13 protein-coding genes are annotated in these 14,405 nt (G+C 64.6%); 8 read left to right on the top strand and 5 right to left on the bottom strand.

Annotated features, from left to right (window positions below):
- Position 1: 1 nt before the first annotated feature.
- The 5 genes from F8R15_RS12605 (at position 2) to F8R15_RS12625 (ending at position 5,305) form a co-directional block, all read left to right on the top strand.
- Positions 2-1,072 (top strand): ABC transporter permease, encoded by a 1,071-nt coding sequence (locus tag F8R15_RS12605; protein ID WP_368731048.1) that lies wholly within the window; start codon positions 2-4, stop codon positions 1,070-1,072.
- Positions 1,072-1,788: an ABC transporter ATP-binding protein gene (locus tag F8R15_RS12610; protein ID WP_078520224.1), complete on the top strand. Its 717-nt coding sequence runs from the start codon at positions 1,072-1,074 to the stop codon at positions 1,786-1,788. Before F8R15_RS12605 ends, F8R15_RS12610 begins: the two co-directional genes overlap by 1 nt.
- Entirely contained in the window at positions 1,781-2,494 is a 714-nt protein-coding gene (locus F8R15_RS12615; RefSeq protein WP_152844810.1) for an ABC transporter ATP-binding protein, read from the top strand. Before F8R15_RS12610 ends, F8R15_RS12615 begins: the two co-directional genes overlap by 8 nt.
- Before the next feature lie 45 nt (positions 2,495-2,539).
- Positions 2,540-3,538, top strand: a complete 999-nt coding sequence (locus tag F8R15_RS12620) for an acetamidase/formamidase family protein (protein WP_078570139.1) — start codon at positions 2,540-2,542, stop codon at positions 3,536-3,538.
- Between the two features lie 228 nt (positions 3,539-3,766).
- Positions 3,767-5,305: an amidase gene (locus F8R15_RS12625; RefSeq protein ID WP_152844811.1), complete on the top strand. Its 1,539-nt coding sequence runs from the start codon at positions 3,767-3,769 to the stop codon at positions 5,303-5,305.
- 79 nt (positions 5,306-5,384) lie between these two features.
- Here F8R15_RS12625 and F8R15_RS12630 read toward each other — a convergent pair whose 3' ends face one another.
- The 5 genes from F8R15_RS12630 to F8R15_RS12650 form a co-directional block, all read right to left on the bottom strand.
- Positions 5,385-6,461: an alcohol dehydrogenase family protein gene (locus F8R15_RS12630; RefSeq protein WP_253732568.1), complete on the bottom strand. Its 1,077-nt coding sequence runs from the start codon at positions 6,459-6,461 to the stop codon at positions 5,385-5,387.
- Between the two features lie 107 nt (positions 6,462-6,568).
- Entirely contained in the window at positions 6,569-8,863 is a 2,295-nt protein-coding gene (locus tag F8R15_RS12635) for an arginine/lysine/ornithine decarboxylase (protein WP_078541789.1), read from the bottom strand.
- Between the two features lie 130 nt (positions 8,864-8,993).
- Entirely contained in the window at positions 8,994-9,725 is a 732-nt protein-coding gene (locus F8R15_RS12640; RefSeq protein WP_152844812.1) for an anti-sigma factor, read from the bottom strand.
- A complete protein-coding gene (locus tag F8R15_RS12645; RefSeq protein WP_078520217.1) occupies positions 9,722-10,276 on the bottom strand; it encodes a sigma-70 family RNA polymerase sigma factor in 555 nt (184 codons plus the stop codon). Before F8R15_RS12645 ends, F8R15_RS12640 begins: the two co-directional genes overlap by 4 nt.
- A gap of 143 nt (positions 10,277-10,419) precedes the next feature.
- Positions 10,420-11,307, bottom strand: a complete 888-nt coding sequence (locus tag F8R15_RS12650) for a LysR family transcriptional regulator (RefSeq protein ID WP_152844813.1) — start codon at positions 11,305-11,307, stop codon at positions 10,420-10,422.
- Positions 11,308-11,409: 102 nt separating this feature from the next.
- Between F8R15_RS12650 and F8R15_RS12655 the strand changes: the two genes are divergently transcribed.
- The 3 genes from F8R15_RS12655 (at position 11,410) to F8R15_RS12665 (ending at position 14,402) form a co-directional block, all read left to right on the top strand.
- A complete protein-coding gene (locus F8R15_RS12655) occupies positions 11,410-11,907 on the top strand; it encodes a lactoylglutathione lyase family protein (protein WP_078601671.1) in 498 nt (165 codons plus the stop codon).
- Positions 11,908-12,085: 178 nt separating this feature from the next.
- The gene (locus tag F8R15_RS12660; RefSeq protein WP_108722384.1) at positions 12,086-12,865 is read left to right on the top strand and encodes a DUF4394 domain-containing protein; all 780 of its coding nucleotides are present in this window, start codon (positions 12,086-12,088) and stop codon (positions 12,863-12,865) included.
- A 220-nt stretch (positions 12,866-13,085) separates the two neighbouring features.
- Positions 13,086-14,402, top strand: a complete 1,317-nt coding sequence (locus F8R15_RS12665) for a hypothetical protein (RefSeq protein ID WP_152844814.1) — start codon at positions 13,086-13,088, stop codon at positions 14,400-14,402.
- Positions 14,403-14,405 lie beyond the last annotated feature (3 nt).

Raw genomic sequence — 14,405 nt, forward strand, 5'->3', positions numbered from 1 at the left:
CGTGAGCAGCGCATCCCGTTTCACTTCCATTCTGAAGCTCATCGAGGGGCCGCAAACCCTCGGCAAGGGACCGAAATTCTGGTCGGGCTTCACTGTCGTCCTGCTCGCCGCCTGCGCCTATCCGGCCTTTGCGGACAGCTACGACGTCGGCAATAACGTCTACTTCTTCAACTGGCTCTTCATGGCGATGGGGCTGAGCCTGATCTGGGGCTATGGCGGGGCGCTCAGCTTCGGCCAGACCGCCTTCTTCGGGGTCGCGGGCTACGCCTACGGGGTCCTGACGATCAACCTCGGCGACGCCTACGGCCTGACGCTGCTCTCGCTGGTGCTGGCGGTTGGCCTGAGCGCGCTCTTCGCGGCGATCCTTGGCTACTTCCTGTTCTTCGGGCGCATCAGCGGCGTGTTCCTCGGCATCGTGACGCTGTCGGTGACGCTGGTGCTCGAGCGCTTCATGGCGCAGACGGCGGGGCCCGAATGGGCGATCGGCAAGGCGCGTCTGAACGGCTTCAACGGCATGGGCGCGATGCCCTCGCTGACGATCCCGTGGCCGGGCGGCAATATCGTGCTCTATCCGGACGTGACCCTCTATTACGTCACGCTGGCGCTGCTGCTGGTCTGCTATCTGGGCCTGCGCATCCTCGTGAATTCGCGCTTCGGCAATGTCATCGTGGCGATCCGCGAGAACCCGATGCGCGCCGAGATGCTGGGTTATGACGTGCGCAAGTATCAGCTGGCGACCTTCGTCATCGGCTCCGCGCTCGCCGGGCTGTCGGGAGTGCTCTACACCTCTTGGGGCAACTACATCACGCCCGCCTCGATGGGGATGACGGCGGCCTCGCTGCCCATCGTCTGGGTCGCGGTCGGCGGACGCACGGACCTCACGACCACGATCATCGGCACGCTCGCGGTGCTGATGGTGTTCCAGTCGCTCACGATCTACGGCAGCCAATATGCGCTGATCGTGATGGGAACGCTGCTGGTGATCACCGTGCTGATCGCCCCGCGTGGCATCGTCATCGCGCTGATCTCGCCCTTCATGCGCCGGAAATCCAAACTGGAAGGAGAGCGGTGATGGCCATTCTCGAAACACGCCAGCTCAACAAGCATTTCGGCGGGCTCCACGTCACGGGCAATGTCGATTTCGCGCTTCAGCCTGGCGAGATGCACTGCCTGATTGGTCCCAACGGGGCGGGCAAGAGCACCTTCTTCAAGCTGATCCTGGGCGAGCATCTGCCCGATAGCGGCGCGATCCTCTATGACGGCGAGGAGATCACCCGCGCGAAGCCGTTCGAGCGCATCCGCAAGGGGATCAGCGTGAAGTTTCAGGTGCCCGGCATCTTCAAGGAACTGAGCGTTCAGCAGAACCTGACGATCGCGCTTCAGCACCATGTCGCGCCCGAGATCCTGCAAGAGGAGATCGACCGGCTGCTGGAGTTCCTGAAACTCTCGCAGGACCGCAAGCAGCTCGCGGGCAATCTCAGCCACGGTCAGAAGCAGTGGCTGGAGATCGGCATGGCGGTGGCGCTGAAACCGCGTCTGCTGCTGCTGGACGAGCCGACCGCCGGGATGACGCCCGACGAGACTTTCGCCACCGGCGAGATGCTTCAGGAACTGAACCGCGAGGGCATGACCCTGCTGGCGGTGGAGCACGACATGGCCTTCGTGCGCCAGATCGCCCACCAGGTCACCGTGCTCCATTTCGGCAAGATTTTCGCGCAGGGCACCATCGACGAGATCACCGCCGATGAACGTGTCGCCGCCATTTATCTGGGAGAAGTCGATGCGTAAGGAAGTCCTTCTCGACGTGATCGAACTCAATGCGGGCTACGGCGGCAAGCCGGTGCTGCAGGGCGTCGATTTTCAGGTCCGCGAGGGCGAGATCGTCGCCGTGATTGGGCGCAACGGGGTCGGCAAATCGACCCTGATGAAAACGCTGATCGGGCTGTTGTCGACCGACAAGGGGTCGATCAACCTCGACGGCGCGTCGATCGATCTGCTCTCCGCGCATAAACGGGCGCGCAAGGGCATCGGCTATGTGCCGCAGGGCCGCGATGTCTTCCCGCGCATGACCGTGCTCGAAAACCTGCTCGTCGGCGAAAGCATCGCGGGCAAGTCCACCCCCGGCAAGGTCGACGAGATCTTCCGCTATTTCCCGATCCTCAAGGAGCGCGCCGATCAGCGCGCGGGCACGATGTCGGGCGGTCAGCAGCAGCAGCTCGCCATCGGGCGCGTGCTGATGGGCGATCCGTCAATGATCCTGCTCGACGAGCCCTCCGAGGGGATCCAGCCGAACATCGTGCAGGACATCGCGCGCATCATGGTCGAGTTGAACCGCAAGACCGGCGTGACCGTCGTCTTCGTGGAGCAGAATGTCGACATGATCCGGGCGATGGCGCAGCGCTGCTACGTCATGGACAAGGGCCGGATCGTCGCCGAGCTCGACCGCGAGATGCTGCAGGACCGCGACACGATCCGACGATACCTGTCGGTCTGATCTCCCCGGAACAATCATGGAATTTGCAAGTAAAAGGAGCAACTTATGAGCTGGTTTGAAGAATCCATCATGGCGCGCAAGGGCGTGGCGAAAGGTCAGACCCTCGAAAAACGCACGATCACCGAGGAAGAGCAGGGAAGCTATCCCTACATCTACACCGCCGGGATCGAGCCGGTCCTGACCGTCGATCCGGGCACCGTCGTCAGCGCCGAGACCCATGACGCGTTCGAAGGCGCGATCAAGTCGGAGACCGACAAGCCGACCGAGATCCTGAACTTTCCCTTCCTGAACCCGCAAAACGGCCCGATCTACGTGAACGGCGCCGAGAAGGGCGACACGATCGCGGTCTATATCGAGAGCATCGTGCCGCGCGGGCCGCAGCCGCGGGGCACCACGGTGATCATGCCCGAATTCGGCGGTCTGGTTCCCACCTTCGAGACTGCGCTCTTGACCGCGCCGCTGCCCGAGGTGGTGCGCAAGCTCGACATCACCGTCGAGGAAGGCACGAAGTGGAACGACAAGATCAGCCTGCCTTACGAGCCCTTCATCGGCACGATCGGCACGGCGCCGATTGCCGAGGCGATCTCCTCGCTGGTGCCGGATTATTACGGCGGCAACATGGACCTTCCCGATGTCGCGCCGGGCGCGGTCGTCTATCTGCCGGTGCAGACCGAGGGCGGCTATCTGTTCCTCGGGGATTGCCACGCAGCCCAGGGCGACGGCGAGCTTTGCGGCGTCGCGGTCGAGCACCCGACCGTCACCACCGTGCGCATCGACCTGATCAAGAACTGGACGATCAGCACGCCGCGTCTGGAGAACGAAGAGTTCTACATGACGGTCGGCTCGGCACGTCCGATGGAAGACGCCGCGCGCGGCGCTTACCGCGAGCTGATCCGCTGGATGGCCGCCGATTTCGGCTTCGACGAGATCGACGCCTACATGCTGCTGACCCAATGCGGGCGCGTGCGTCTCGGCAACATGGTCGACCCGAAATACACGGTCGGGGCCTCGGTCCTGAAGTCGATCGTCGGCATCGCCGAATGAGCTTAGGGCCGCGCCCCTATCCCTTGTTGCGCGGTCTTTAACCTGTCGCCTCTGCCTTGGAGGGCAGCTTCTTGGGTGGGGGCGACCTTTTTCTTCCCGGCTTCGACCGTCTCTGCAGCCTCATCGGTTCGCGTCACGGGTCGAGCTTCGTCACTTTCGATCCACCCCGCCCGGCTCCGGCTCGGGCGATGGCGGCACCATGCCCGCCAAACGGAAAAGGAGTCTCTCATGTCCGCTCAAACGAAACCCGATCTGCCCGATCTCGGAACGCTCACCGTCGCCGCCGTTCAGGAGGGGCTGGCCTCGGGGGCGTTCACCGCAGAGGCGCTGACCGAAGCCTGCATCGCTCAGGTCAAGGCGCTGAACGGCAAATACAACGCGATCATCTTCGAGAATGACGCAGCCCTCGAGACCGCCCGCGACATCGACCGGCGGCGCGCTGCGGGCGAGGCGCTCGGGCCGCTGGCCGGGGTGCCGATCGTCGTGAAGGATCCGATGGACATGGCGGGCATCCCCACCACGGCGGGCTGGCGGCTGCTCTATTCCGGGACGGGCGGCGTCGATCTGATGCCCGAACGCGATAGCCCCGTGGTGGCCCGGATGCGTGCGGCCGATGCGGTCATCCTCGGCAAGACCAACGTGCCGATCCTCAGCTGGACCGGAACGCATGCCAATGACAGCTGGGCCGGTCCCACGATCAACCCCGCGATCGAGGACCGCGCCCCGGGCGGGTCGAGCGCAGGCACGGCAGCGGCGGTCGCCACCCATATGTGCGTCATGGGGCTCGCCGAGGAAACCGGCGGCTCGATCCAGAACCCGGCCTCGGCGCAGGGGCTGGTGGGTATCAAGCCGACCATCGGGCTGGTGCCGAATGCCGGTGTCGTGCCGCTCTCGGGCAATCGCGACGTGGTCGGGCCGATCGCGCGCACTGTGACTGATGCCGCCCTCGGCCTCGATGTCCTGGCGGGGTTCACCACCGAAGACCCCAAGACGCTGGCTTGCGTCGACAAGATCCCCGAAGGCGGCTACGCCTCGGGCCTGTCGAAGGACAGCCTGAAGGGCAAGCGGCTCGGGCTTTACGGGCCGGGCTGGCGGAAGAACGAACTCTCCCACGAGGCGTCGGATCTTTACGATCGCGCGAAGAGCGAGCTTGAAGACCTCGGCGCGGTTCTGGTCGACGACCCCTTCGCGGGCACCGATTTCGCAAGCTATCGCGAGATCACGCCGGGCACGCCCTTCTTCGACGGGCGCGGGCTGGAATCCATCCCCTATGACATGACGAAATATCTCGAGCGGCTGGGCCCGAATGCGGCGATCAAGACCTGGGAGGAGTTCGTCGAGGCCACGAAGGAGGAAAACGTGCTCGCGAAGGGCGCGATCCTCGGCTTCCTCAACGAGCTGCCCGATTTCGTCGAGGCGGTGAAATCCCCGACTACGCCGCCCGCGCTGCCCGCGTTCACGGCCCTGAAGCGGACCTATCTGCTGCTGATGGAGGAAGTCTTCGCGCGCCATCAACTCGACGCGCTCGTTTACCCGCAGATGCTCTGCGAATTGCCGGGCCTCCATTCGGGTGACGCGATCCTCGAGACCACCGTCGGGGAGCTGAACATCGCGGGCATTCCGGGCGTCACCGTGCCCGCGGGCTACTACGCCTCCGGCGCGCCGTTCGAGCTGATCTTCCTCGGCCAGCAGTGGAGCGAGCACGCCTTGATCCAATGCGCCTATGCCTATGAGCAGGGCACGCTGCACCGCAAACCTGCGGTCTGATCGATGATTTCGGTTCGGTCTCGGCTGGTGCGCGAGACCGAACCGCGTAGTCCTATGCCTTCGGCGTAAGCCGCGCAGGTCAACGCGCCGGGATCAGCACGATTTTCCCGGCGTGGCGTTTTTCCTGAAATACCTTCTGCGCCTCGGCGATCTGATCGAGCGGGTAGGTGGCGGCGAGCAACGGGCGGATTTCGCCCTTCTCGACATAGGAGATCAGGTTGCCGAAGATCGGCGCGTCCCATGCGGTGCAGCCGATCAGCGTGATGTCCTTGAGATACATGTCGCGCATGTCCAGCTCCACGACCGGCCCGGCAATCGCGCCCGACGAGGCATAGCGCCCGCCGCGCCGGAGCAGCTTCAGCATCGTGCCGAAACCCGGCCCGGCGACGTTGTCGATCACCACGTCGACGCTGTTCTCGCCGATCGCCGCCACGGGATCGTCCTCGCGGCAGAGCACCTGATCCGCGCCGATCTCCAGCACGATCTCGCGCTTGGCGGCGCTGGTAATGGCAACGACTTCCGCGCCGCGCCGTTTGAGCAACTGGATCAACGCCGAGCCCACGCCGCCCGAAGCGCCCGGAACCAGCACGCGCTCGCCCGCGGTGACGCCCGCGCGGTGGATCATGTTCTCCGCCGTGCCATAGGCGCAGGGCAGGGTGGCGAGTTCGGCGTCGCTCCAGTCGCTGTCGATGGCGAAGACCTCGCCTGCGGGCACTTTCACATATTGCGCGAAGGCCCCGTCGAAATTGGAGCCGAGCCAGACCGTGTCCATCGAGGAGAAATCGCGCTCGCGCATGCAGGAGCGTACCAGAACGCGGGTGCCGATCAGGGCCTCGTCGCCATCGTCGCCCACCGCGACGACCCGACCGCAGCAATCGGTGCCCTGGATGAGCGGGAAGGGCGTGGCCCCGCTCCAGCTGCCATCGGCATGCTCGGCGTCTTCGCGCGACTCCTGCGTGCCGGATTTGACGTCAGAAGAATACCAGCCCAGCCGCGTGTTGATGTCGGTGTTGTTGATGCCTGCCGCGAGCACCTGCAGCAGCACCTTGCCGGGCTCCGGTTCGGGCATCGCGACCTCGCGATAGTCGAGCCGCTCGTAGCCGCCCGTTCCGGTCGTGACCACGGCCATCATCGTGCCTTTGGGCCTGTCGCTCATGCTGCTTTTCTCCCGAAACCGATCCGTCTGAGGAATGAGTTAGGGCGCGGTCGGGATAAACCGAGCCGCGCCCTGACATTGAGCCTCGAAGCTTGATCGGGTCCGCCTTAGCGCGCCACGCAATCCGCGAAGTAATACGTCTGGCCGTCCTCGCCCGTCTCCGTCACGAGCCCGTGGATATCGGTCTCGAAGCCGGGGCATTCGCGGGCGAATTCCCGGTTGAAGCGCAGGTAATCCACGATCTTCGCGTTGAAGACCTCACCCGGGATCAGCAGCGGAATGCCCGGCGGGTAGGGGGTCACGAGGCTCGTCGTGATCCGGCCCTCCAGCTCGTCGATGGAGACGCGCTCGGTCTTGCGCCGCGCGATATGCGAGAAGGCCTCCGACGGGGTCATCTCGGGGTGATGGTCGGTCAGGTAGATCTCGGTCGAGAGCCGCGCGACGTCGTATTTCGCGTAAAGCGAATGGACGTGCTGGCTGAGATCCTTCAGCCCCATGCGCTCGTAGCGCGGGAACTTCGCCGAGAATTCCGGCATCACGCGCCACAGCGGCTGGTTCTTGTCGTAATGGTCCTTGAACTGCTGCAGCGCCGCCAGCAGCGTGTTCCAGCGGCCCTTGGTGATGCCGATCGTGAACAGGATGAAGAAGCTGTAAAGCCCGGTCTTCTCGACCACGACGCCATGCTCGGCGAGGTATTTCGACACGATCGAGGCGGGGATGCCGCTGTCGTCGAAACGCCCCTCGATATCGAGGCCGGGGGTGATGATCGTGGCCTTGATCGGGTCGAGCATGTTGAAGCCCGGCGCCATGTCGCCAAAGCCGTGCCAGCTATCCGAGCCGGTGGTTTCGACGCCCTCGGCATCGGTCTTCTTGAGAACCCAGTCGCGGGTCGCGGCCATCCCGTCGCCATCGGCGCGGAAATCGGTCGGGCCCCAGACCTGGAACCACCAATCCTCGGGGCCATATTCCTCTTCGACCTTCACCATCGCGCGGCGGAAATCGAGCGCTTCGACGATGCTTTCCTCTACCAGCGCGGTGCCGCCCGGCGGTTCCATCATCGCCGCCGCCACGTCGCAGCTTGCGATGATCGAATATTGCGGGCTGGTCGAGGTGTGCATCAGGTAGCTCTCGTTGAAGAGATGCCGGTCGAGCTTCTCTTCCTTGCTGTCCTGCACGAGCACATGGCTCGCCTGCGAAATCCCGGCGAGCAGCTTGTGCACCGATTGCGTCGCATAGGTGATCGACTTGGTCGTGCGCTCGCGCTTGCGGCCCATCGCGTGATACTGGCCGTAGAACGGATGGAAGGCGGCATGGGGGATCCACGCCTCGTCGAAATGCAGGTTGTCGACCCAGCCGTCCAGAAGCGACTTGATCACCTCGGTATTGTAGAGAACCCCGTCATAGGTCGACTGCGTCAGCGTCATGATCCGGGGCTGGACATTGTCGGTGTCGTAATCGGCCAGTAGCGGGTTCGCCTTCATCTTGGCGCGGATCGCCTCGGGCTCGAATTCCGAGCGCTGGATCGGGCCGATGATGCCCCAATGGTTGCGCGTGGGCTTCAGGAAGACCGGGATCGCGCCAGTCATGATGATCGCGTGCAGGATCGACTTGTGACAGTTTCGGTCGACCACAACCACGTCGCCCGGCGCGACCGTGTGGTGCCAGACCATCTTGTTCGAGGTCGAGGTGCCGTTGGTCACGAAGAAGCAGTGATCGGAATTGAAGATCCGCGCGGCATTGCGCTCGGAGGCGCCGATCGCGCCGTTATGATCGAGCAGCTGGCCCAGCTCCTCCACCGCGTTGCAGACATCGGCGCGCAGCATGTTTTCACCGTAGAACTGGTGATACATCTGGCCGATCGGCGATTTCAGGAAGGCGACGCCGCCCGAATGGCCCGGGCAGTGCCACGAGTAGGAGCCGTCCTCGGCATAGTCGAGCAACTGCTTGAAGAAGGGCGGCTGGATGCTCTCGAGATAGCTCTTCGCCTCGCGGATGATGTGCTTGGCGACGAATTCCGGCGTATCCTCGAACATGTGGATGAAGCCGTGCAACTCGCGCAGGATATCGTTGGGCAGGTGGCGCGAGGTCTTGGTCTCGCCATGCAGGAAGATCGGCACATCGGCGTTTTTCCAGCGCACTTCCTCGATGAAGGCGCGCAGCTTTTCGACGGCCGGGTCCAGTTCGGGGCCGGAGGAGAATTCCTCGTCGTCGATCGCCAGCACGAAGGCCGAGGCGCGGCTTTGCTGTTGGGCGAATTGCGACAGGTCGCCGTAGCTGGTGACGCCGAGCACTTCGAACCCGTCGGCCTCGATGGCTTGCGCGAGTGCCCGGATGCCGAGACCGGAGGTATTCTCGGAGCGAAAATCCTCGTCGATGATGACAATCGGGAAGCGAAATTTCATCAGGGGGGTCCTCTCTCGGGCCTGTCTGGGTCGGGCGAATGGGGCGCGTGCGCCGCGCCCTGTTCATTTCAGCCGAATATAGGCAAGGTCAAGCCCGTGCGGGAGACCCTCCCGCACGGGCAGGGCCGGATCAGCTCTGGATATGGGCGAAGCCTTTGCCAAGGATCGGGCCGGTCGGGCGTCCTGTGGGCGAGCCGCCCGCGGGTTCCAGCGTGATCTCGTAGAGCTGCTGCGGCGCAGGTTCGGGCAGGGAAGGGCCGGTCAACACCGCAGGCGCCACCCTGTCGAGCGTGCCGAGCGACACCGGGCCCGTCTCTGGCGAAGGGAGGGTCCAGGCTTGGATCGTTTTGCCCGAAGGCAGCGTCACATCCGCCACGAAGCGGATCTTGGCGTCGCGATTGCCGTAATCCTCGATCACGGCCTGCGGCTCGCCGGATGCGTTCATGAGAACGGCGACCACGCGCGGCTCTGGCGTCGGGCGCAACGTGCCGGTGCCCAGACCCACCGCGAGGCCGATGATCCCCGCCGCGATCAACCAGCGCCACTTCGCGCGCGGGGCTTGCGGCAGGTTGTCGGCTTGCGGTGTGACCGGCGTGATCGTCACCCCCCGTGGGGCCGCGTCTTCGCGTGCAGGTTCCGCCGCGATGCGTTCGCGCAGGCGATCCATGAAATCATCCGGCAGGTCGGCCTTGGGCGCGGAGAGATCGAGCGGGAGCAACCCGTCGCGCAGCGCCGCCACGCGGGCCTCCAGCGCAGGGTCGCGCGCCAGCAGTTCCTCGAGCAACTCGGCCTCAGTTTCGCTCAGAAGACCAAGGACGTAATCATCTGCGATGGCGTTGAGATCGGTCCGGTTCAGGCTCATGACAGGCACTCCCTCAGGCTGGCCAATCCGCGCCGGATCCAGCTTTTCGCCGTGCCCAGCGGCACCGACTGGCGCGCGGCGATCTCGCCATGGCTGAACCCGCCGACATGGGCGAGCAGGATCGAATGGCGGCTGGCCGGGTCGAGCGCCTCGAGGCAGTCGCGCAGGCGGCTGGAGCCTGCGAGCATCTGCCAGCCTTCTTCGGGCACGCTCTGTTCGCGCGCATCCTGCAACGCCCCCAATTCCTCGGGCGAGAGCAGGCTCAGCCGTTTGCCGTCGCGCAGAATGTTCAGGCAGCGACTGCGCAGGACGGTATAGACCCAGCCCTTGGCCGAGCCGGGATTGCCACTGAATTGCCCGGCCTTGCGCCAGATGCGCACCAGCGCCTCCTGCAAGGCCTCTTCGGCCAGATCGGTGCGGCCCAGAATGCGCTTGGCCACGCCCAGCATGCGCCCGCCTTCCAGCGCCACCAGCCGCTCAAGCGCGCCCGCATCGCCCTCGGCGCAATCGTGCAGCGCCTGCGCAACGGGGCAGCTTTCCGCTTTCGTCATAAACGCTCCCATGTTCCGCCTGCCGCGCGGCGGTCGCTCCCGGACCAAGTTCTTCACGATTTTCTCCCATTTCCAAGCTCTAGACCCGCGAAACAGTCGATTGGATGAAAATAATCTCGGATTTCGGTCGAAAAGCGTGGCGCTCAGCGCAGTTGCCGCGCGGCTTCGGCGATCATCTCTTGCGTATGGAGCACCCGCGCCGGGGCGCTGCGACCGCGCCGGGAGGCCAGCCACAGTTCGTGCCAGCGACGCTTCGGTAGAGGGACGACAGAGAGCTGCGCCTTGTCTGCAAAGGCCTCGACCCCACTGCGCGGCAGGAGAGTGTAGCCGATCCCCCGGGCAACCGGGGCGGGGATCTGGCCGATCTGGTTGACCGAACCGCGCAGGCGCAGCCGGTCGGCGCCGGGATAGTCCTCGGGGAAGTTCAGCTTCAGCAGGTCGTCGGCATAGGCGAAGCCGTCGGGATGGGCGATGAAGCCGTGCGCGTCGAGATCGGCAAAGGTGGCGGGCGGCGCGGCCCCGGCAGGCAGCAGGAGGCACAGCTCCTCCCGCCCTATATGCTGGGCTTCAAGGCGTGCGTGATCCGGGTCCGTGCCGAGCACACCGAGGTCGAACCGCCCCTCCAGCAGTCCCGCCAGAATATCCGCCTGTGGTGCGGCCTGCAGATGGACGCTCAGCGCGGGCGCGCTTTGCATCCACTCCAGCAGGATCGGGTAGAGCAGCATCGCGAAACTGCCTGAGCAGGCGATATACACCGGCCCCGCATCCCGGTCATCGGTCTCGATCGCGTCGCGCAGGCGTTTCTCTTCGGCCCGCCGCGACAGGCCGAGCGCGAAAACCGCCTCGCCCGCCGGGGTCGGCGTGAAGCTCTTGCCCTGCCACGTGATCAGCTTCTGTCCGACTTGGGCCTCCAGCTTCTTGAGGTGCTGGCTCACGCCCGGCTGGGTCATGTGCAACCGCTCGGCGGCGCGGGTGAAATGCCCGGCCTCGCATAGCGCGGTGAAGGTTTCGAGCCAAGTTGCGTTCAGCATAAGGGATAACAGATCGTTATTGTTTATATGAAATATGATAATTTCACATGAGGGGTATGACAATCCATATCGCTGTCATCGCAACCTGAAAGGAGCCTTGAGATGGCAACTACCCCGCGCACCTTCTCCCATATCGGCCTGTCGGTCCCCGACCTCGAGGCGGCCGTGACGTTCTATTCCGAGGTTCTCGGGTTCTACGTCGTGATGGAGCCCTCCGAGGCCGTCGAGGACGACAGCGCCATTGGCGTGATGTGCACCGATGTCTTCGGGCCCGGTTGGGGCTCGCTGCGGATCGCGCATCTGTCGACCGCGGATGGGATCGGTATCGAAATCTTCGAGTTCCCCGGTAATTACGCGCCCGAGGACAAGCTCGAACACAAGCGCCACGGCACCTTCCATTTCGCCGTGCAGGACCCGGATGTAGAAGGGCTGACCCAGCGCATCGTCGACGCCGGCGGGCGGCAGCGGATGCCGATCCGGGAATACTTCCCCGGTACCAAGCCCTACCGCATGGTCTATGTCGAAGACCCGTTCGGCATCGTCTTCGAGATCTACAGCCACAGCTATGATCTGACCTATTCGGCAGGCGCTTACGTCTGATTTCTCACACCGGCCCCGTTGTTGCGGGGCCGGTGTCTCGCCTGCTGTCGCTGGGACATCGCACGGTTTCGCAGAAAAAATTTCGATTTCCTGCATCCGATCCGCATCTGGCCGGGTCTAGGGGGCATGGACGGCGCGAAAGGCGCTTGCCGCGAACAGGGAAACGAAAGGAATTACCATGCTGAAACTGACCCTCTCGACCGCTCTCGTCACCGCAATGGGCGCAAGCGGCGCCTTGGCGGCCTCGGCCATCGGCCTCGTGGGCGACAAGACGCTCGTGATGTTCGATACCGACACGCTCGAAGTCACCGGCACGATGGATGTCACCGGCACCGCGAAGCTGCACGGGATCGATCTGCGCCCGTCGAACAAGACGTTGGTCGCGGTGGATGCCGATCAGGCGCTCTACACGATCGACATGGAAAGCGGTGCCGCGACGAAAGTCTCGCAGATGGACAAGATGTTGCCCGTGGACGGGCCGGTGATCGTCGACTTCAACCCGAAGGCCGACAAGCTGCGCTTCATGTCGGGCACCACCAATCACCGCGTGAACGTAGAAACCGGCGAAGTGACCGTCGATGGCAGCCTCGCTTATGAGGAAAAGGACATGCATGCGGGCGAGGCCCCGGCGATCGCTGCCGCTGCCTATGCCAACAGCTACGGGATGCCCGACAGCACCGCGATGTATGACGTGGATTCCACCATCGTCGCGCTGATCCAGCAGACCTCGCCCAATGACGGCACGCTCGCCGCCATCGGCAAGTTCGGCATCGACATGCCGGGCGAGGGCTATGCGTTCGACATCCAGACCACCGAAGACATGAAAAACACGGCGTGGCTCGCCACCGGGAACATGCTCTACACCGTCGACCTCGAGAGTGGCGAGGCGATGGGCAAGGGCATGGTCGAAGGGGCCGGCGGCGACATCCGTGACTTGACGATCCTGCCGGCGATGTAAGTGGGGCGCCGGTTGTGGCCGGTTCGTCAAGACGAGGCCACCCGGAGTCCCCCGGGTGGCCTCACCAATTCGGGCGCAGATCACGCGCGAAACCGCCGCAAGCGGGCGCGCGCAGGCGCAGGCTGAAGTAAACTATTCTTTCCAAACCCTTAAAATTCACCGCGCCGTGCCCCAATTGTGATCAATTCCCGATCCCAATTTCGAGAAGGGCGAGCCCCAGATGACCGAACCCACCAAAAGACTGAGCGCGGCCGAGACCAAGGGCCTGCGCACCGCGAAGGAGTTGGAGGGCCATCTGGCCTGGCTCGACACGATCACACCTGCGGCGCTGGGCGTGCTGGCGATCGCCTCGGGGATCTATACCTATCTCGGCGTGTCCTCGATCCTCGAGGATAACGGCGCGATGAGCTTCTTCGCGGCGCTGGCCTATTCCATCGCCGTCTCGGTCGGGATTTTCGTCTTCTGGAGCTACATGCTGCGGCTTCTGCCCGCGATGCGCACGGCCAGCGGCTTTGTCGGGCTGACGGTGTCGACCATCGTCGGCTCGCTCGCCATCGTCGCCATGTCGAGCTGGCTCAATGCGGCGGCGCTGGCGGGCTCTGCGGCGGTGGAGCAGCATCTGGACACCACGGTGCGCGACTACCAGTCCGCGCTGGAGCAGGCCCATGACATTGCGCTCTCGGCGCAGGCGCTGGGCCGCGAGGTCGAACGTGCGCGTGCCGCCTTCGAGGCGCTGGCGGATCAGGAGCAATCGGGCCAGCTGTCGGGCACTGCAGGGCGGGGCGCGGTGTTCCGCGTGTTGACCCAGAAGACCGAGGAACTGGCCAATCTCGAAGAGCAGATCCGCGCGCAGCAGCCACTAATCGACGACTCCTTCGAGACCGGCAACCAGATTCTCGGGCGGATGCGCGCGCTGATCGTGGCGCCCGGTCCGGTGGAGAAACGCTCGGTCGAATTCGCCGAGCAAAGCGTGCGACTGGCGGGTGTGATCGCGCGGCTTGATCAGCTGTCTGTCGCGCCGCTGGTGGCGCGAGCGGCGCAGGATTTGCCGGCGTCCGTGGTGCTGCCTGAACTAGACGGGCGCACGACGAATGTCCGCGATGCGCAAAGCTCGACCATCGACTCGGTGCTGGAAGCGCTCGATCAGCGGGGGCGCACGCTCGAGCGCGCAGCCGACGAAGTTCTGGCCCGCGATCCGCCGATCCAGACCGCCTATAACCCGATCACCAGCGCCGAGGCGGTGATCCGCTATGCGGGCAGTTTCGTGCCTTCCTGGGCCGGGGCGATCGCGATCGACCTGCTGCCCGCCGTGCTGGTCTTCGTGCTGGCGGTGACGCAGGCCGCGATCCGATCTGGCCGCGACGGGCTGCCGATCGAGGAGACGCTGACGCTGGCAGACCTGAAAGCTGCGCTGAACGCGATGCGCGATGTCGAGCAGACGATGGGCGGCGCGGATGCCGAGATGCTCAAGCGGGTGTCCGAGAAGGTCGATCCGCCTGCGCCTGCGGATCCGCCGCCGCGCCCTGCGGAGAGCTGAGCG

The sequence above is a fragment of the Thioclava sp. JE_KL1 genome, from assembly GCF_009296265.1.
Taxonomy (GTDB): domain Bacteria; phylum Pseudomonadota; class Alphaproteobacteria; order Rhodobacterales; family Rhodobacteraceae; genus Thioclava.